This window comes from Rickettsia amblyommatis (assembly GCF_002078335.1).
GTDB classification, from domain to species: domain Bacteria; phylum Pseudomonadota; class Alphaproteobacteria; order Rickettsiales; family Rickettsiaceae; genus Rickettsia; species Rickettsia rickettsii.
Map to the genome: position 1 here is coordinate 850,199 of NZ_CP015012.1, position 18,304 is coordinate 868,502.

The window sequence follows — 18,304 nt, forward strand, 5'->3', positions numbered from 1 at the left end:
AGTGAATTATGCCGAGTGTATTACAACAAACTATCGATAAATATAAACATCATCCATTTACTAAATATGTAATTATTATAGCCTTAATCATATTTATTTATTTGGGATATAGAATTTATGTTTGGGCAAATACACAAGCCACGGATAATGCTTACATAGATGCAGATATTTCAAATATTAGTGCTGAAGTTAGCGGTGTTTTAACAAAGTTATTTGTTACCGATAATACTAAAGTTAATAAAGGTGATCTGATAGGTGAAATTGACGATAGAGATTATAAGGCAAAGCTTGCAGCCCTTGAAGCATCTATTGAAGCTTGCATAAAAAATATAGAAATTATAGAGCAAAAAATCTCAATAGGGCAGATTAGCCTAGAGCAAGCAGCTGAAAAATTAAAGCTTAATAAAATAAGCTTTGATATTGTTGCAACAGATTTTATTAGAGTGCAGGAATTAAATAAGGCAAAATTTGCTAGCTCTAAAACGTTAGATGATTCTAAAAACGCATATCAAAAAGCCAAAACGGATTATAAACAAGCACAGTTAGATTTAGATATATCTAAGCAACATTTACAGCTTCTTGAGCTTGAAAAAGCAGCAGAACAGGAAAAACTTAAAGAGCTAACAGAAAATAAAAAAGTAACCTTAAGGAGCTTACAAAATACTAAACTTATTGCTATGGTACCCGGTATATTCAGTAATAGTAGTTTAGAAGTCGGAAATTACATAGTACCGGGCAGGGTGTTGTTTTCTATAGTTCAAGATAATACTATGTATATTCAGGCTAATTTTAAAGAAACACAAATTCAGAAATTTAAGTCCGGCATGAAAGTCAAAATTGAATTTGATGCTTTGCCTAAAAAGGTAATTTACGGGAAGATTCGTAATATTGCTCCTGCTACCGGCTCTAAATTTAGCTTAATCCCACCAGATCATGCTACCGGTAATTTTACTAAAAGCGTACAACGTGTACCTGTGTTAATAGATTTTGAATCCCCAAATGCTAATCTAGTTCCCGGCATGTCAGCAATCGTATCCATTAGAACGGATCAAGGTACGTAATTTTTGTTAAAAAACAGCAATAATTATTCTATTAAAAGTACATATTCTAGTATTATTTACTGATTACTTAAAAAGCTATATAATATGGGTTAATACCAAAAGTAATAATTAATATGCAAAGATATTTAGATCCCACTCATGATAGTGTATTTAAAAAAATCTTTCGTGATTTAGAGAGGTTCAAGGAATTTATCAATGCAGTTCTTGAACTACCTGAGGGGCTTAGAATTAAAGCAATAGAATTTATACCTGTAGCGCAAGTACCTATGCTTGATAAAGGGAATAAAAAGCATATTTGATTTAAAGGTTAAAGATGAAGCCGGTAGCTGGTCTATAATCGAGATGCAAAAAAGAAATGAAAGCGATTACTTAAAAAGAGTGCAATATTATTCTGTTCATTCTTACGTACAGCCACACAAGGAATAAAGCATAAAGATTTATTATCAGTAATAGTTATTTCACTTATTAAGACTAAAATGTTTGATGATGAAGTACCTTGTATAAGTCTTCATAAAATGCTTGAAACTAAAACAAATAAGCAATGTTTATTTGATTTTTCCTATGTATTTATAGAGCTTAAAAAATTTGATAAAGATAAGCTTGAAACTACTATAGATGAGTGGCTACATTTATTTAAGTGTGCAGAAACAGAAAACAGCCCACCTGCAAATATAAAGAGCGAGAAAGTATTAGATGCATACAATATAATAGAAATGCATAAAACCTCACCGCCGAAGAATATTATGCCTATATAAGAGCGAAATTAATGGAAGATGCCGAGGAAATAGCTTTAGAAGAAAAGTATGAAAAAGGCAAAGCTGAAAGAAGCATAGAAATAGCAAAGAACTTGTTACTTAAAGATATAGATGTCAATATAATAGCAGATTCAACAGGGCTAACTATAGAAGAAATAGAAGAGCTCAAAGCAAAAATAGAAAATTCTGAAACTAGTTGATTAATTATTTGCTCTTTAACTCTGCTAATTCGTTCTTGAGTTTTATTACTAAAGTTTGTAATTTTTCAAATTCTTCGCGAGTGACGTAATTACCTTTAAGTATTTTATCCTCAATTATGCCACAGCTTTTATCCGTTATAATATTTAAGGCTTTTTGTGCTACGCTGCTAGCTCCAACGGCTACTTTTAAAATATTATTTGTTTTCATAGTACCTCTATCGATAAAGCATGCAAGCCGCTATTAAATTCATCGGCAAGTAAGTTATTAATAGTGCGATGATTGGCAATTAGGCTTTTTCCCTGTAATGTTTCTGCAGAAATTCTTATTTTTATATGGCTGTGAATTCCGTTATAATGACTAGCATGTTTATAGCTTTCATCTATTATTTCTTGAAAATGTGGTTTTAACACACTTAATTTTTCTTGTATCCTTTCTATGCGGCTCATATTTTTATTTCATTTACAGTAAAAATGTCCTAATATTCTTAAGTATATAATTTTATGATACACATGGCAATGTCGGAATTAATAACGGATTATAAAGATTTACAAGATGCTATAGATAAATTGGAAAAAGGCGTATGTTTTGCTTGTAGATTAGTTAATTATGATGAAATAGAATTTATAGAGCAGGGTAAGCATTTTATAATTGAAGATTTAGATCAAATCATTGAAGATGTAAGCAAAGAACTTAATATTTTTTCAAAGTTTAAGAAAATAAAGAAAGATAGAATATTATTTATCCTAAATACTACTGATTCTGACTTAATTAAAAATTTTGCTAGAAAATTATATTTATTTTTGCAGCTTTATATTAATGAACAGAAGCCGGCAATTTATATGAATTGTTATATTGCTAGTATTAAATTTCCAAAAGTAAGTAATAATGCTAAAGAAGTTGCAAAAACATTAAATATGTTACTTTCACAAAATAATAATTATTATTACCGTGAATATAGCAGTACAGAACATGATTTGGAAAATATAAGAAAATCTAATCTTCAGCTTAACTTATTACGACAAGCCTTAGCAAAAAAGACTATGCGATTTGCTTATCAGCCTATAATAGATCGCAATACTATGAAGATTCATTATTATGAATGTCTGCTTCGTATACCTGACGAGAACGGTGTTTATATTTCCGTAGGTCCTATAATCCCTATTGCTGAAAATAAAGGATTAATTTTTATAATTGATCAAATTGTTTTAGAAATGACTGTTAATGAACTTGCCCGCAACCCAAACTTAATGTTAGCCGTTAATATTTCAAATATAGGAACAGGCGATGAAGCTTTATGGGAAATAGCAGAAAACTTATTAAAAGCTCATAATGTTCAGGATCGTTTAATTATTGAAATTACGGAAACTTCTTGCAATGAGAATTACGATAAAATAACTTTATTTATTAATAAACTACGTAAGTACGGATGTAAATTTGCATTAGACGATTTTGGTGCGGGTTTTACTTCTTTTAAACAACTTCAAAGCTTACCAATTGATATTATCAAAATTGACAGTAAATATGTGCGTAGTATTACAAGTGATGTACACAGTAGGTATTTCGTAGAAAGATTAATTAAAATTTCAGAAGATTTAGGTATTGCAACGGTAGCTGAATTCGTAGAAAACGGAGAAATAGCTAAATTTTTAATTGATCTAAAAGTCGGTGGGCTACAAGGAAACTTCTATTCCGAAGCAAAATTTGATAGGGTGGATGAGGTTTAATGATTGTCATACTGAACCGGTTTTGTTGCATGGCTCTTGAAAAAGACTCTGATGTCATACCGTGACTTGACCACGGTATCCATAAAAATAACTTTTAATATCAATGATTTTAATGTTTTAAACTGGATACCGCAATCAAGTCGCGGTATGACACAGTTAGTGCTTGACAATGTTACTTAAAACCTATATGCAGAACTCAATTTTAAATGATTAAACTTAGATGCTGTTACTTGAATTAAAAAAAACTAATCAAACCTTAGAAACTATACATTTTATAGGTATCGGCGGCGTTGGCATGAGCGGTATTGCCGAGATATTACATAATCTAGGTTATAAAGTACAAGGTTCCGATTTAGTAGAAAATTATAATACTAAAAGGCTTGAGTCATACGGCATTAAAATATTTTTAGGACACGCCGAGCAGAACATTACCAATGTGTCGTATGTTGTTATTTCATCGGCAATTAATCCAAAGAATCCTGAAATAAAAGAAGCTTTGGAGCGTAAAATTCCAATTATTAGACGTGCGGACATGCTTGCTGAACTTATGAGATTAAAATGTTCAGTAGCAGTTTCGGGATCGCACGGTAAAACCACTACTACTTCTTTAGTTGCTTGTTTATTTGAGGCAGCCGGTTTATGTCCTACGGTTATTAACGGTGGGATCATAAATAATAAATCGACTAATGCATATCTTGGTTCAAGTAATTATTTAATTGCGGAGGCCGATGAATCGGATGCAACATTTATTCATATTCCATCAACTATTGCGATAATAACTAACATTGATCCTGAACATTTAGATTATTATAAAGATTTTGAAACATTAATTGGTGCTTTTAGAAGCTTTATTACTAATTTGCCGTTTTACGGTTTTGCCGTTTGTTGTATCGATCATAAAATAGTTCGTAAGTTAGTAGACGATATTACTGAAAGGAAGATTGTTACTTATGGCATCGATTCGGAAGATGCTCATATTATAGCGTTTAATCTTAACACTGATATTGCCTCCTCTACTTTTGACGTAAAAATTAGTCTACCAAATGTACTAGGTACAACGATTATTGAAAAAATTACTATTCCAACGCCCGGAAGACATAATATTTTAAATAGTCTTGCTGCAATTGCCGTTGGGATAGAATTAGATTTCGGTATTAAAGCTATTAAAAACGGTTTTAATAATTTTAAAGGAGTGAAGAGGAGATTTACTAAAGTAGCTGAATATAATAAGGCTTCAATTATCGATGATTACGCTCATCATCCTGAGGAAATCAAAGCAACGCTTGCGACGGCTAAAAATATAGCAAATAAACAAAACGGTAAAGTTATTGCTATTTTCCAGCCTCACAGATATTCAAGAATGCAGTATTTATTTGATGATTTTATGCTTTGCTTTGCTGATGCCGATATACTCTATATTACCGATATATATGCTGCAGGTGAAAACCCTATAGAAGGAATTACAGGACAAAGTTTAGTTGATAAAATTACTAAGAATAAACATCACGATAAAGCAAATTTTCTAGCAGAGCTAGATGATACGCTTGGAGTTATTATAGATAATGCAGCTTCCGGTGATATGATAATTATGATGGGAGCAGGTAATATTTCAAGTTTTGCTAATGAATTAGATGGGAGATTGTCATCCCGTGGCTTCAGCTGTCATCCCGTGGTTTGACCGGTCTTGTTGCATGGCTCTTATGTCATTCCCGCGAAAGCGGGAATGACATCTGTTCGTATAACATAGGGTCAAGCGAACTAGGGGACAAAAGAGTGAAGATAACAGTACAGTGCATAGCAGGACTAAATATGTTAATTTTACCGATAGTAAAAGGCGAGTATAAAAAAGATTATAATTTAAAACACTTAACATGGTTTAAAGTAGGCGGTAATGCTGAAATTTTCTTTAAACCTTTAGATAGCGAAGATTTAAAAAGTTTCTTAATACAAAATAAGCAAAAATTACCTATAAAGACTTTTGGAGCAGGCTCAAATATTATTATAAGAGACGGCGGCATAGAAGGGTTCGTTATAAAACTTGGTCAGAATTTTAGCAATATTGAGTTTATAGATAATCATTTAATAGTAGGTAGCAGCTGCCTTAATTATAATTTAGCAAAATTTTGTCAAGCAAATTCTATTTCCGGTTTTGAGTTTTTAGTAGGTATTCCAGGGACTATAGGCGGCGGTGTTGCTATGAATGCCGGTGCTTACGGCTCTGAATTTAAAGATATTATAGTACAGATTGAAGCGATTGACTTTGCAGGAAACTTTTTAACATTCACAAATGAAGAAATCGGTTTTAAATATCGCAGTAATAATTTACCAAAGAATTTAATTATTCTCAAAGCTGTTTTTAAAATAAATAAAGGCGATAGTGAAAATATATTATTACGGATGAATGAAATAAATAACGCAAGATTATCTACACAGCCTATTAAAGAGCGTACGGGCGGTAGTACTTTTGCAAATCCTGAAGGGCGTAAATCTTGGGAACTTATTGACAAAGCGGGGCTTAGAGGTTATAGAATAGGCGGTGCTTCGATGTCAGAACTTCATTGTAATTTTATGATAAATAACGGTGATGCTACTGCTAAGGATTTAGAAGATTTAGGTGATTTCGTCCGGCAGAAAGTATTTGAAGATAGCGGGGTTCAGTTAGAGTGGGAGATTAAGAGAATAGGACGTCATCCCTAATTAAAAATGGCGTTGTTGTAGCTAGTTTTATGTCATTCCCGCGAAGGTGGGAATCCAGTAAAACATATAAAAAACAAGTTTTTTATATGTTTATTTTATAATATGTAACTTCTATATCAATATTGAAGTTATTTTTCTGGATCCCCGCCTACGCGGGAATGACATCAAGTAGGTTTTTCGAGCTATGCAACAAGGCCGCTTTTAGTTGGGAATTACAATGGATTTAATACAAAAGGAAAAAACATGCATAAATATCAAACACATTGGGTGGAACACTCTATAGTCAAAATATTAAGTAGTACCGGTAAAAAGCATATAGCATTAATGGCGGGCGGTATGTCTGCTGAGCGTGAAGTATCGTTAGTGTCAAGCAAAGGAGTTAGTAAAGCTTTAATTGAATTAGGATATAGAGTTACCTTTATTGATATGGGAGTGGATATTGCAGTTAGATTACAAGAAATAAAACCTGATATCGTTTTTAATTGCCTGCACGGTACATACGGTGAAGACGGTTGTTTACCAGGATTACTTAATATAATGCGGATTCCTTATACTCATAGCGGCGTTTTATCTTCAGTTTTAGCATTCGATAAAATACATTCTAGGCGCTGGTTTTTAACAAATAATATTAATATGGCAGAAAGCATTGTTGTAAATAAAAGCGATAATATAAAAAATGATCCTATGAAACGACCGTACGTTATTAAGCCTATTACGCAAGGCTCAAGTATTGGTGTTGAGGTGATATTTGCAGAAGATGATTTTAACTTTGCCGATTATGATTTTCCTTACGGTGATCAGGTAATAATAGAACAATATATAAAAGGGCGAGAATTGCAAGTAGCGGTATTAAACGGCAAAGCTCTTGGAGTTTTAGAGATTAAATTACTAAAGAATCGTTTCTATGATTATGAAACTAAATATACCGAAGGATTTGCTGATCATCTTTGTCCTGCTCCGCTACCTGCTAATTTATATGAGAAATTACTTATAGAATCAGAAAAAATTTATAAAACAATAAATTGTAAAGGTCCTGCTAGAGCAGAGTTTATTTTAGAAGAGCAGACAAACAAGTTATATGCTTTGGAGATAAATACTCACCCAGGTATGACGCCTTTATCAATAGTGCCGGAAATTGCAGCTTATGTAGGGATAAATTTTACTAACTTAATTGAAGAAATTATAAAGACGGCAAGCTTTGAATCATGAGAAAAAAAACAAGCTCCAATAAAAAAAAACAAACAAAAAAAACTAATAATATCTCGTTACGCCGAAAATTAGGACTAATTTACAAAAAAGCAATATTAGGGCTTAAGATTGCTTTAATTATCTTTGTATGTCTATTTGTTTTTACAAAATATTTTGCCGGCATCAAAACCTACTTAACAACAAATATATACCAAATAACAACAAAACTTGGGTTTAAACTTGAGAATGTTATCATTGAAGGACAGCAAAATGTCGATGAGCCTACAATATTAAAGGTTTTAAATGCGAATAAGGGCAGTCCTATTTTTGCTCTTAAATTAGACGAAATTAGAAATAATTTAAAGAAAAATAAATGGATCAAGGAAGTATATGTCAGTAGAAGATTACCAAATACGGTATATATAAAATTATTTGAAAGAGAACCTATTGCTATTTGGCAAATTAATAATCAGCTTTTCTTAGTCGATGAAGAAGGTTACGAAATTAGTCAAAATATTCAACCTTTTCCTCATTTATTACATGTTGTAGGGGAAGGGGCGAATATCTATGCAGGTACATTAGTATTAGAGCTGCAGAAATATCCGGCATTAATGAATAAAACTTCAGCTGCTGTAAGACTCGGAGATAGAAGGTGGGATTTAAATCTTAAAGGTAATATAAATATTAAGTTACCTGAAAAAGAGTTTGAAGAAGCATTAAAATATGTCGATGCACTAAATAAAGCTAACAAGCTATTTAACCAAAATTATAAGGCTTTGGATTTAAGGGATAAGAATAAGTATTATATAGAGAAGTACTGAGAATCGTCATTGCGAAGAGAAACGTAGTTTCGACGTGGCACTCTTGTCAAGCATCCTGAGATTGCTTCGTCGCATTACTTTGTAATTCTTCGCGCAATGACGTTTTTGGAATAACAAGCATAAAAAAATGAAAGAGAAAATATCAAATTTTGTTACACTTGATTTCGGTAGTAGTAAGATTGCCGTAATTGCTGCCTATATTAGTAAAAAAGGTGAAATTAAAGTAGCTAGCCAAAATTTGCATCATTCTAAAGGTATTAAATCAGGAGTTATATCAGATTTAAAAAATGCTGAAACTAGCATTGTTTCGGCAATTTACGCACTTGAAAAAGATTGCGGTAAAAATATAAAAAAAGTTATATTATCGTTATCAGGTGCCGACACTAAATCTTATTATATTAATTATACCATTAAAGTTAACGGGCAAACCGTAACGCAGCAGGATATTAAAAAGTTACTACAAAAAGCATTACTTGAATTTAAAGTTAAAAACCAAGAAATTATTCATTATTTTCCTCTTGAATTTACCCTTGATAATAATTCAGTTGAGAATCCTATAGGTATGTACGGTAGAGAACTTAGTTGTGAATTACATATTATTGCTGCTAGTTCAAATATGTTATCAAATATTGTACAATGCTTCGCTAAATGTCATGTTGAAGTCACAAATATTACTCTAGCAATTTATGCTTCTGCTATTAGCTGTCTTACGCATGATGAAAAAAATCTAGGTTCACTTATCATCGACATGGGGGATAAAACTACCTCTTTCGGCATTTTTTTTGCCGGTAAATTAATATATACGGGGCATGTAAATATAGGTAGTTTTCATATTAGCTCGGATATTGCTAAAGTCTTTGGTATTGATCTTGTTACGGCAGAGAAATTAAAAATTTTATACGGTAATGCAATGATACCTTTATTTGAGAAAGATAGTATTATAAATATGGAGGATTTTCAGGTTGATACTCATCATACTTTAAATACTTCCGTAACAATTTATAAATTGGCTGCGGTAATAAGAGCAAGAGTCGAAGAAATATTATCAATGGTAAAAGCCGAATATGATAAAGCAACAAAAGGGCAGATTGAAGTTTTGAGAGTTGTAATTACCGGCGGTGGGTCTCAACTTAGAGGACTTAAAGAGCTTTCAAATAAAATTTTTGAAAAACAGAGTAGAATCGGTAAACCGGAGATTATTGCCGGTTTTATAGAAGACTATAATCCAGCCATGTATTCAGCAACTATAGGAATGCTAAAAATTCATGCTCTAAAACAGCAAAAAGAATTTGCTCATATTAGACTTGATGCAAAGAGTAGCTTCTTTAAAAAAGCTTTTGATTGGTTTAAAGAGAATGTTTAGAGAGGTTGCCCGCGTTGGACCGGAAAATGCATTTAGTGTCATTCCCGCTTCTGTGGGAATGACATAAAATGATCCACGCAACAATACTTACTTGCAATGAGGACTTGTATTTACGCGGGCGATGTCATTTAGAAATATTTTGCTAAGAATTATTATTAGGTTTTTCTCGAGAACAAATTAGTACATTCCCTTTAACTGCGATAATAAAAAGTCGGTCGCCTGTTTTTGCATCGATTTCATTTGGAACAAGGTAAGCATTCATAATAGCACCGGACCATCTTACTTGTCCTATAGTATCAGAAGAAACTGTAGAACTATAAACCTCTACCGTTTTGCCTATCATATCCGAGTAATTTTTTGTTTTATCATTTTTATTATAAACATATTTTTTAAGAGGATAATATAATATGCAAAACCAAATAAGCGATAATATACCAAAAAATGTTATTTGCTTTGTTAAGCTAACTAGAGGGTAGTTATATACCACAAGAGTGTTTGATAACGCTCCAAGCCCAAAGAATAAGAATCCAATACTTGGAACTGCAAAGAATTCAACAACTATGCAAATTATGCCGATTATTAACCATATTTCGGTGAGATAATTATTTATCATGAACATAAGTTTTTAAAAATAATATTACGTCAGCTATGTCTTGTGGTTTTGAGATACCGGCAAAGGACATTTTAGTTCCTGGTGCATAGCTACTTGGTTTATGTAAGAAAGCAAATAAACTATCATCATCCCATACGCCGCCAAGTTTTGATAGATCAGGGGAATATTTATAGTCTGCTATGCTTGCTTTTGGTCTGCCTGCTACATCCCAAAGATGCGGTCCTAGTTTATTTGGACCGTCTTTATCAAGAGAATGACACATTAAACATTTCTTGGCTATTTCACGACCGTGATTGGCGTTAGCAGTCTTCATTAATTCTGGTATATTTATCGGTGCTTGCTCTAGTGCGGTAGTATTTTGATTTTCTGATGATTCTTGAACCGCAACGCTGTAGCCGCGGTGTTGTAACTCTAGAGTGGGCTTGTATAATATATTTGCAACAAATCCAACCATCATAGCAATTAAACTAGCAAATAAGATGGCTGCAACAATTTTATTTAATTCTTTTCCAGACATTTATTTTGTTTTTTTATTAGAATTTATACTATAATTTGAGTTGTAAGAGAAGTTAATTAAATAAATAAAAGAAAAATTTATAAAAATATTTGTTCTTTGGAGAAAAAAATAAATGTCTGATTCAAAAAAATCAAGGGTTAGAAAAATATTTAATAAGTTGAAATCTTATTGGACTAGTTTTATACAAAGTAAAATCGGTAAAATATTATTTAGCAATAGTTTAAGTTATGCAGTTTCCATAGCTTCTATAGCAATTGCAGTTTTTGGACTTTTTACTCCTATATCACCGATAATTATAGCTGTAGCTGTTGTTTCAGGAGTGAGCGTAGGAATTCAAGCTGTAAATGAGACTTTGAAAGTACATGATTTGCGTAAACTTCATAAAGAGAATAATTTATTAGTACATAACAGAAATGCTAAAAGTCAGCAAGATTATATATTATCATTAGAACCGAGCTTAAAAGATATTTTGAAAAATGAATTATATACGCCGCAAACGGCAGGTAAGGATGCTACTCAAGATAAGTATGAGTTAAATGTAAATAAATTGAAAAGTACAGGACGAATATTTGGAAATAATTTAGGTGGAGCCGCAAATTTGGCCGCCTCTATTATTAGAGGTGCTAGCGGTAATGTGCTTGATATATTAAAAGCTATGGGTTACGGTGTAGTTACGACCGCATCATTAATTATCGACGGTCTTACTGAAAAGGAAAAAATAGAAATAAAAGCAATATTTAAATTAAATATAAATGAAGAATATAAAAAACAAGATACTCCTATATATGAAAATTTAGAACAATTAGAGAATTATACTAAGAATCAAGTATTGCAAACATTAGCTTTAAAAAAATTAATAACGGATAAGAATTATTGGAGTATGAATAAAGACCAAAAAATACAACAATTTCGAGAAATAAGAGGCAGTTTTAATTCTGAAATAAAAAGAAACGGTTTAGAAGAATTTTTTAGAGAAAATAAAATAACAATGGATAATAGAAAAGAGAGCTATGTTAAAGATATTAAAAATGTAATGAATCCATTTTATGAAAATCCTAGTAAAGCCGAAGGATATAGTCCTTTAACTAAAGCTATGGATAAAGATAAAGTTAATAATGCTGAAATAAAAAGGACAAAAAGTGAAAATTTAAAAAGGATGCAAAAAAGAAAGCGAAATTTAACAATATGAAATGATTATTATAACTCACTGCTAGTTACAAATTTGTAAGAGGTAGTATCGCTAAATATTCTATGCAATAGTTCATTATTAAGAGCATGGCTGGTTTTGTAGCCTTTAATTGCACTTACAATGCTAGTGCCGCTGGTATATAAATCACCGAATAAATCTAATAGTTTATGGCGAACAAATTCATCTTCATAACGTAAGCCGTTTGGGTTTAAGATTTTATCCTGCTCATCTATTCCTATAGCATTCTCAAATGAGGCACCTTGGGCAAGCCCTTTGCTTTTCAAATAATCAACATCTCTTGTAAAGCCAAAAGTTCTAGCATCCGCAATATTTTTAGTAAAAGATTCTTGATCCCTAAAACTTAGATTTTGTCTGCCTATAGCTTTACTACTAAAATCAATGGTTAAATCTACAGTCATGTGATCGGAAGGAGTACAATATAATTCACAATCTTTATGCACTACTTTTATATCTTTTAAAATTTTTAGATATTTTTTAGGAGCATTTTGTAATTTTTTGCCTGCACACTCAATCATAAACACAAAAGGTTTACTACTGCCGTCCATAATTGGTATTTCAGGACCGTCAATTTTAATAATTGCATTATCAATGCTGCATCCCCAAAGTGCTGCCATTAAATGTTCAATTGTTGAAATTTGAACTTTATGATCATTACTGATAGTGGTAGATAACAAGGTATCGGAAACATTGAAATAGCTAGCTTCAATATGATTATTTTCAGAAGATATATCGGTTCTAATGAATATAATTCCGGTATTTTCTTTAGCGGGTTCTATAGTTAACTGGGTACGTTTTCCTGAGTGAACCCCGATTCCGTAACAACTAACCGGTTTTAATAATGTACTTTGCTGCATTTTAGGTATTGTAAAAATATATTTAAATATTAATATTTAATGCCAAATTATACAAGTTATATTATGTTACAGAATATTACACATATACTCGATGAACTTCAAAAATTGGCTGCGTCATCCTACAAGAGTTGCGATACTCACGTATTAAGTATACGCGCCGCTCCTCACCTTGTGGATTCCTTGCTCTGTTTGAAGTTGATCTTCGTCTATGTTAGTATAAGACTTCTTGCGTAACTTGCTAATAAGGAGAAATTTGAAGGAGACACGGAACGCAGAACCGCAGCGTACACGCAAGTAACGTGAGGATTCGAGCACCGGATCGACGTACAAATTACCCTTAGAAGCAAGGTATGCAAGAAGTCTTATTAAAATCTATATAATGTATACTTAATAAAATACCAAAAATGATAAGCTACAAAACTACCGACTACGGCAAAAACGGAAAATAAGAAATCACTGCCGTTAATAGTGCCGTAAGGTACATGAGATGATAAAGCTCCGGCATATATACCGATGCTGCACATTGAAAAATACGAAAATAAAGCTGTTCTAAGTTCGTAATCCCTAAATTTATCAATTAGTATTAAAATATTGCAAATATAAATGGATCCTAAACAACTACCGATTAGTATTATATATAATATATTAAGGTTTTTATTAGTTCCATGAAGTGGTAGTAAAATAAAGCAGACGAGCAGAATTATAGTTAGTGATAAATTAGCCAAATATTTATTTACTTTGCTTAATATATAGCATATAGGAATTATAGAAAAACATATTGCTAGAAAAATATATTTTAGTATAAGTCTTAAATTAATTAATGCTAATTCTTTCTTTAATGCAAAAGCTTCATAATACCATAATATATCCAAGGTGACATAAGCAACTACGAAGCCTGTCAATAATTGTAATTCGACATTTTTTATTAAGGATGAAAATTTGGAATTTAAATTTAATTTATGCGATGTAGGATTATAATGCAGAAATTCGGTTAGTATATTGATACAATATAACAATGCACAAATTACTATAGTATTATTTGTCGGTTTTATAAATGGATTTAATAAATCTACCATTAAGTTTCCACCCGCCCATAACAACATTATACAAGCTAAAAAAAAATATTTCTTTTCTTTGCTACTCTCAATAATGTCTAATGTTATAGAAGTGAAATATGAAAATGTTCCAAAATTAATTACAATAAAATTAATTTTAATTAGAGTATAATTGTTTAATAAAATTAGGTTTATTGTACAAATAATTAATAAAGATAAGCTAATTAAAATAATTTTTTGATTACTTAACTTATTAATTAACTGTGTTAAGGCAAAGCCTGCGATTATCGAACCTATAAATTTCGTTTGATTTATATGATTTATTTGTTCTCCGCCTAGATTTTTATTGATCAGTAAAAAGATTTTAAAATTATAAAAATTTATAGCATTGATACAGGAAAAAATAAATATTCCCAAAAGTGAGAAAAAAATAGTTTTGTAATCGTTTTTTAAAGTCATAAATTAAGTGTTTGCTAAACATAAATACATGGTATATAACTCATAATTATAATTTTTAAGATAATTATCTTAAAAGTTAAAGAGATTCGTAATTCCATTATTTAAGTATATATGGATAGTTATTAGGTTATCAGCTTTTAATCAAGTATGGTAGTCTTATTTATAATTTGTATATAATTATTGTTGAATTTTAAAAAAATTAATGAATTAAATAATATGAAAATATTTTAATGTAAGAAAAATAATAATATATTTTTTAGTATTTTAAAGAGGTGTTATTTGAAGTTTATCTAGAATTTCATTTTTGCTCTTTACTCATAGATAAATTATCTATTTAAATAAATTAATGCAAGATAAACAATGATTTTTCTTAAGATACAAGCATTATATTAATTATTTGTTCTTCCAAGAAGTTAGTGAGCAAGATAAATGAATAAAAAGATTATAATTGATGCTAATTTTCCAAGTGAAACAAGAGTAGTTTTATTAGGACAAAGCAATAATATAGAAGATATTGAATTTCAAACAACCGTAAGACAACAAAATAAAGGTAACATTTATTTAGCAAAAGTTACAAGAATAGAACCGTCGCTACAAGCTGTTTTTATAGAGTACGGAATGGATAAAAGCGGTTTTTTACCTTTTAGTGAAATCCATCCTAACTATTACAATTTGCCTACCTCGGAGAGAAATTTTCCGGTTAATGCTTTTCCTGAAATAGCTCTTTCAAATATTACGGTTGAGGATGATAAAGAGAAACCGGCTGCTATATATGATTCTTTGGTTGATAGTGAAGAAATTGACCTAAAAACCATAGAAGATTTAGTAGAGAGTAAATTCCAGTCAGAACTTAATTTAGAAGCGGCTGATGATATTGAAATTATTCAAAGCGGTACCCCTGAGTCAAATATTCCGCAATATAAACAATATAAAGTTCAAGAAGTAATAAGAAAAAACCAAATATTATTAGCGCAGGTTACTAAGGAAGAACGAGGAAATAAGTGCGCCGCTTTTACTACTTATATATCCTTGGCTGGTAAATATTGTGTTTTAATGCCTAATAAAGGTTCGCAAAACGGTATATCGCGTAAAATATCAAACGGGGAAGAAAGAAAAAGACTGAAAGATATTTTAAATAAAATAGTAAGCGGTGACAAAAATGCTTATAGCGTCATTGTTAGAACCGCAGGTAGAGGAAGTAGCACCTTAGATTTAAAGAAAGACTATAATTATTTAGCAAGGTTATGGAATAAAATTCGTAAAAGTACTATTAAATTTTCGGCTCCGTGTTTTATTCATGAGGAAGATAGTATAATACGTAAAACCATACGTGATATGTGCGATCACAATGTTAAAGAGGTGGTAATTCAAGGACAAGAGGGTTATGAAGACGCTTCAAAATTTATGCAGGATTTATTACCTTCAGAACTTGCAAAGCTGAAAGAGCATAAAAGTAAAACTCCTATATTTACTCAGTTTCAAGTAGAAGAGCAATTAGTTAAATTATATCAGCCTGTAGTGACGTTACCTTCAGGAGGATATATCGTTATTAATCCTACGGAAGCTCTTATTTCAATTGATGTAAATTCCGGTAAATCAACTTCTGAACAAAATATTGAAGAAACGGCACTAAAAACTAATTTAGAAGCAGCCAAAGAAGTAGCAAAGCAAGTAAAGCTTAGAGATCTATCAGGTTTGATAGTTGTTGATTTTATAGACATGAGCGAAGCTAAGAATCGTAAAATTATTGAACGATCCTTTAAAGAGTTTTTAAGTCGTGATCGTGCTCGTATACAAACCGGTAATATTAGTCAGTTTGGACTACTTGAATTCTCAAGGCAGAGATTACGTTCTTCTTTCTTAGAAACTAATTCGGCAATTTGTTCTCATTGTAACGGTAAAGGAGTCATTAGAGCGAGTGACGCTAATGCTATGTTAATTTTACGTACTATAGAGAATGAAATTTTTGAAGAAAGAATTGATGTAATAAATGTTTTTACCAATATCGTTTCAGTTATTTATATACTTAATAATAAACGTGCTGAGATAAAATTTATTGAAGAAAAATATAATATAAAGCTTAATTTTTATTCCGATCCTAATGCTACATCAGATAGTTATTCGATTGAAAAAGTGAAGCTGTTGAAGAAAGATGACAATAATGTTAATGCTGTTAAGCCGGTAATTCAGAATCATAGTGCCGATTATACTGCAGAAGAGCTGAAAAAAGAACAGTTACGCAAAAATAAACATAAATGGAAAACAACTAATAATAGTAATAATATTGCTAATGAAGTAAAAGATAAGAGTTTAGAGGCAAAAGAATCGGTAGAGCAAATCGTAAGCGTTGTGGAAGAGGTAAAAGTTGTAGAAAGTAATGCCGGCTTAGAAGAAGCACAAGCTGCTCCAAAAAAGACAAAACGTAGATATCGTAATAAAACATCAAATAAGAAACATCCTTCTAATACTGTTGAAGATATGGAAAAGAATGCAGAGTCTTGATTTGAGGGCTATAAATGTGTCATTCCTTGCATGGCTCGTTTTATGTCATTCCTGCGAAAGCAGGAATCCAGTAGTCCTTAATGTCACCCCGTGGCTTGACCACGGGGTCCATAAAAATACTAATAATATTAGTATTTTTAGCTGGATCCCGCGAATCAAGTCGCGAGATGATAAATGATAAACCTATCCACGCAACAAGGCCTACTCGGGGATGATATAGCAATGCCGTAATGACGCGATAAAAAACATAAACTTAAAATAAAAGTGCAGAAAAGTTTAATTACAAAATGGTTGTGTATAAGTTGTATAATGGTCATAGCGACGATTGTTATAGGGGGGATCACAAGGCTTACCAGTTCTGGTTTATCTATAGTTGAGTGGCGTCCGGTAACCGGTATTTTGCCGCCTTTTAGTTTTGAAAGCTGGCAAGCGGAATTTGCTAAATATAAAGCTTTTCCTGAATATAACTCCGTTAATTACGGCATTACTTTATCACAGTTTAAGTTTATTTATCTGTTAGAGTTTATACATCGATTACTCGGTAGAATTACAGCTTTAATATATATTGTACCTTTAATATATTTTTATTTTAAAGATGTTATAAAAAATCGTGACATGCTATCTTATATAATTGCTTTGTTGTTATTTTGCGTACAAGGCTTTATGGGGTGGTATATGGTTAAAAGCGGCTTGTTGAATAGTCCGTATGTTAGTCATTTTCGACTTGCTTTTCATTTAATTATCGCCGTAATTATTTATCACATACTTTTTTATCAACTAATAAAAAATCGTTGTGATATTTTGTTAATCCCGTCACAAACAGATTTAAAATTACCATTAATATTTTCTGGTATTGCTATTACTGTAGTATATGTGCAAATTTTTTTAGGTGCTTTAGTTGCAGGGCTTGATGCAGGGCTGATATATAATAGTTTTCCGCTAATGGATGATAGCTTTATCCCGATGGAGATAAAAGATAATTTCTTTGATCTTAAAAATTGGTATGATCCGGTTTTTATACAATTCATACATCGTTTAGGCGGCTATAGCGTATTTTTGGTTGTTGTAGTTTTGATAATTTGCTTGTTAAAAATAGAACATCCGAAATTAAATAAGATAGCGTATTTTCTAATGATTGCATTATTGATGCAGGTATCTACCGGAATAATGACTCTTTTATACTCTGTACCTATAATAATTGCCTCTATACATCAGCTTTTTGCTATAATCCTTTTATCTATAATAATTTGGTGCTATTTTTTAATAAAAAGTTCCTAATTTATT

General features: G+C 31.3%; 18 protein-coding genes and 2 pseudogenes. 14 read left to right on the forward strand and 6 right to left on the reverse strand.

Going from position 1 to position 18,304, the window contains the following annotated elements; translation table 11 throughout:
* Positions 1-8: 8 nt before the first annotated feature.
* From A3305_RS04790 to A3305_RS09540, 4 genes and pseudogenes are all read left to right on the forward strand, one after another.
* On the forward strand, positions 9-1,061 hold the full coding sequence (locus A3305_RS04790; RefSeq protein ID WP_014391972.1) for an HlyD family secretion protein: 1,053 nt from the start codon (positions 9-11) through the stop codon (positions 1,059-1,061).
* 113 nt (positions 1,062-1,174) lie between these two features.
* Complete coding sequence (locus A3305_RS04795; protein WP_014391973.1) at positions 1,175-1,360, forward strand: hypothetical protein; 186 nt, start codon at positions 1,175-1,177, stop codon at positions 1,358-1,360.
* A 43-nt stretch (positions 1,361-1,403) separates the two neighbouring features.
* A pseudogene (locus tag A3305_RS09535) lies at positions 1,404-1,816 on the forward strand (PD-(D/E)XK nuclease family transposase).
* A gap of 11 nt (positions 1,817-1,827) precedes the next feature.
* Entirely contained in the window at positions 1,828-2,016 is a 189-nt protein-coding gene (locus tag A3305_RS09540) for a hypothetical protein (protein ID WP_014391974.1), read from the forward strand.
* 4 nt (positions 2,017-2,020) lie between these two features.
* On the opposite strand, the gene A3305_RS04810 is transcribed toward A3305_RS09540, so the two are convergent.
* Complete coding sequence (locus A3305_RS04810) at positions 2,021-2,224, reverse strand: hypothetical protein (protein WP_014391975.1); 204 nt, start codon at positions 2,222-2,224, stop codon at positions 2,021-2,023.
* Positions 2,221-2,463: a BolA family protein gene (locus A3305_RS04815; protein WP_014391976.1), complete on the reverse strand. Its 243-nt coding sequence runs from the start codon at positions 2,461-2,463 to the stop codon at positions 2,221-2,223. The genes A3305_RS04810 and A3305_RS04815 overlap by 4 nt, the downstream gene beginning before the upstream one ends.
* 54 nt (positions 2,464-2,517) lie before the next feature.
* On the opposite strand from A3305_RS04815, the gene A3305_RS04820 reads away from it, so the two are divergent.
* The 6 genes from A3305_RS04820 (at position 2,518) to ftsA (ending at position 9,810) form a co-directional block, all read left to right on the forward strand.
* A complete protein-coding gene (locus tag A3305_RS04820; RefSeq protein ID WP_014391977.1) occupies positions 2,518-3,741 on the forward strand; it encodes an EAL domain-containing protein in 1,224 nt (407 codons plus the stop codon).
* A gap of 220 nt (positions 3,742-3,961) precedes the next feature.
* Complete coding sequence (murC, locus tag A3305_RS04825) at positions 3,962-5,419, forward strand: UDP-N-acetylmuramate--L-alanine ligase (protein ID WP_014391978.1); 1,458 nt, start codon at positions 3,962-3,964, stop codon at positions 5,417-5,419.
* Between the two features lie 131 nt (positions 5,420-5,550).
* Positions 5,551-6,438: a UDP-N-acetylmuramate dehydrogenase gene (gene murB / locus A3305_RS04830; RefSeq protein ID WP_014391979.1), complete on the forward strand. Its 888-nt coding sequence runs from the start codon at positions 5,551-5,553 to the stop codon at positions 6,436-6,438.
* A gap of 243 nt (positions 6,439-6,681) precedes the next feature.
* Entirely contained in the window at positions 6,682-7,647 is a 966-nt protein-coding gene (locus A3305_RS04835) for a D-alanine--D-alanine ligase (protein WP_014391980.1), read from the forward strand.
* Positions 7,644-8,447: a cell division protein FtsQ/DivIB gene (locus A3305_RS04840; protein ID WP_014391981.1), complete on the forward strand. Its 804-nt coding sequence runs from the start codon at positions 7,644-7,646 to the stop codon at positions 8,445-8,447. The genes A3305_RS04835 and A3305_RS04840 overlap by 4 nt, the downstream gene beginning before the upstream one ends.
* Before the next feature lie 127 nt (positions 8,448-8,574).
* Positions 8,575-9,810 (forward strand): cell division protein FtsA, encoded by a 1,236-nt coding sequence (ftsA, locus tag A3305_RS04845; protein ID WP_014391982.1) that lies wholly within the window; start codon positions 8,575-8,577, stop codon positions 9,808-9,810.
* 142 nt (positions 9,811-9,952) lie between these two features.
* On the opposite strand, the gene A3305_RS04850 is transcribed toward ftsA, so the two are convergent.
* Both A3305_RS04850 and A3305_RS04855 read right to left on the reverse strand, forming a co-directional pair.
* Entirely contained in the window at positions 9,953-10,429 is a 477-nt protein-coding gene (locus A3305_RS04850; protein ID WP_014391983.1) for an NfeD family protein, read from the reverse strand.
* Positions 10,413-10,940 (reverse strand): c-type cytochrome, encoded by a 528-nt coding sequence (locus A3305_RS04855; protein ID WP_045799400.1) that lies wholly within the window; start codon positions 10,938-10,940, stop codon positions 10,413-10,415. Before A3305_RS04855 ends, A3305_RS04850 begins: the two co-directional genes overlap by 17 nt.
* 112 nt (positions 10,941-11,052) lie before the next feature.
* On the opposite strand from A3305_RS04855, the gene A3305_RS04860 reads away from it, so the two are divergent.
* On the forward strand, positions 11,053-12,129 hold the full coding sequence (locus A3305_RS04860; RefSeq protein WP_014391985.1) for a hypothetical protein: 1,077 nt from the start codon (positions 11,053-11,055) through the stop codon (positions 12,127-12,129).
* A gap of 8 nt (positions 12,130-12,137) precedes the next feature.
* Here A3305_RS04860 and lpxC read toward each other — a convergent pair whose 3' ends face one another.
* Positions 12,138-13,004, reverse strand: a complete 867-nt coding sequence (gene lpxC / locus A3305_RS04865; protein WP_014391986.1) for a UDP-3-O-acyl-N-acetylglucosamine deacetylase — start codon at positions 13,002-13,004, stop codon at positions 12,138-12,140.
* Positions 13,005-13,241: 237 nt separating this feature from the next.
* Here lpxC and A3305_RS10490 point away from each other — a divergent pair.
* Positions 13,242-13,392 (forward strand): annotated as a pseudogene (locus A3305_RS10490) (palindromic element RPE1 domain-containing protein); the annotation flags it as partial.
* Here the strand turns inward: A3305_RS10490 and A3305_RS04875 are convergent.
* Positions 13,370-14,518 (reverse strand): hypothetical protein, encoded by a 1,149-nt coding sequence (locus tag A3305_RS04875; RefSeq protein WP_014391987.1) that lies wholly within the window; start codon positions 14,516-14,518, stop codon positions 13,370-13,372. The pseudogene A3305_RS10490 and the gene A3305_RS04875 sit on opposite strands and share 23 nt — an antisense overlap.
* Positions 14,519-14,947: 429 nt before the next feature.
* Here A3305_RS04875 and A3305_RS04880 point away from each other — a divergent pair, with 429 nt between their 5' ends.
* Positions 14,948-17,020 carry an Rne/Rng family ribonuclease gene (locus A3305_RS04880; protein ID WP_014391988.1) on the forward strand — a complete coding sequence of 691 codons (2,073 nt, stop codon included), beginning with the start codon at positions 14,948-14,950 and terminating at the stop codon, positions 17,018-17,020.
* Between the two features lie 264 nt (positions 17,021-17,284).
* Entirely contained in the window at positions 17,285-18,298 is a 1,014-nt protein-coding gene (locus A3305_RS04890) for a COX15/CtaA family protein (protein ID WP_014391989.1), read from the forward strand.
* The last annotated feature ends 6 nt before the right edge of the window (positions 18,299-18,304 follow it).

Bases quoted from the DNA above. Each gene is read 5' to 3' on its own strand.
- A3305_RS04790 (WP_014391972.1), top strand. From the start codon at position 9: ATGCCGAGTGTATTACAACAAACTATCGATAAATATAAACATCATCCA.
- A3305_RS04795 (WP_014391973.1), top strand. From the start codon at position 1,175: ATGCAAAGATATTTAGATCCCACTCATGATAGTGTATTTAAAAAAATC.
- A3305_RS09540 (WP_014391974.1), top strand. From the start codon at position 1,828: ATGGAAGATGCCGAGGAAATAGCTTTAGAAGAAAAGTATGAAAAAGGC.
- A3305_RS04810 (WP_014391975.1), bottom strand. From the start codon at position 2,224: ATGAAAACAAATAATATTTTAAAAGTAGCCGTTGGAGCTAGCAGCGTA.
- A3305_RS04815 (WP_014391976.1), bottom strand. From the start codon at position 2,463: ATGAGCCGCATAGAAAGGATACAAGAAAAATTAAGTGTGTTAAAACCA.
- A3305_RS04820 (WP_014391977.1), top strand. From the start codon at position 2,518: ATGATACACATGGCAATGTCGGAATTAATAACGGATTATAAAGATTTA.
- murC (WP_014391978.1), top strand. From the start codon at position 3,962: ATGCTGTTACTTGAATTAAAAAAAACTAATCAAACCTTAGAAACTATA.
- murB (WP_014391979.1), top strand. From the start codon at position 5,551: ATGTTAATTTTACCGATAGTAAAAGGCGAGTATAAAAAAGATTATAAT.
- A3305_RS04835 (WP_014391980.1), top strand. From the start codon at position 6,682: ATGCATAAATATCAAACACATTGGGTGGAACACTCTATAGTCAAAATA.
- A3305_RS04840 (WP_014391981.1), top strand. From the start codon at position 7,644: ATGAGAAAAAAAACAAGCTCCAATAAAAAAAAACAAACAAAAAAAACT.
- ftsA (WP_014391982.1), top strand. From the start codon at position 8,575: ATGAAAGAGAAAATATCAAATTTTGTTACACTTGATTTCGGTAGTAGT.
- A3305_RS04850 (WP_014391983.1), bottom strand. From the start codon at position 10,429: ATGTTCATGATAAATAATTATCTCACCGAAATATGGTTAATAATCGGC.
- A3305_RS04855 (WP_045799400.1), bottom strand. From the start codon at position 10,940: ATGTCTGGAAAAGAATTAAATAAAATTGTTGCAGCCATCTTATTTGCT.
- A3305_RS04860 (WP_014391985.1), top strand. From the start codon at position 11,053: ATGTCTGATTCAAAAAAATCAAGGGTTAGAAAAATATTTAATAAGTTG.
- lpxC (WP_014391986.1), bottom strand. From the start codon at position 13,004: ATGCAGCAAAGTACATTATTAAAACCGGTTAGTTGTTACGGAATCGGG.
- A3305_RS04875 (WP_014391987.1), bottom strand. From the start codon at position 14,518: ATGACTTTAAAAAACGATTACAAAACTATTTTTTTCTCACTTTTGGGA.
- A3305_RS04880 (WP_014391988.1), top strand. From the start codon at position 14,948: ATGAATAAAAAGATTATAATTGATGCTAATTTTCCAAGTGAAACAAGA.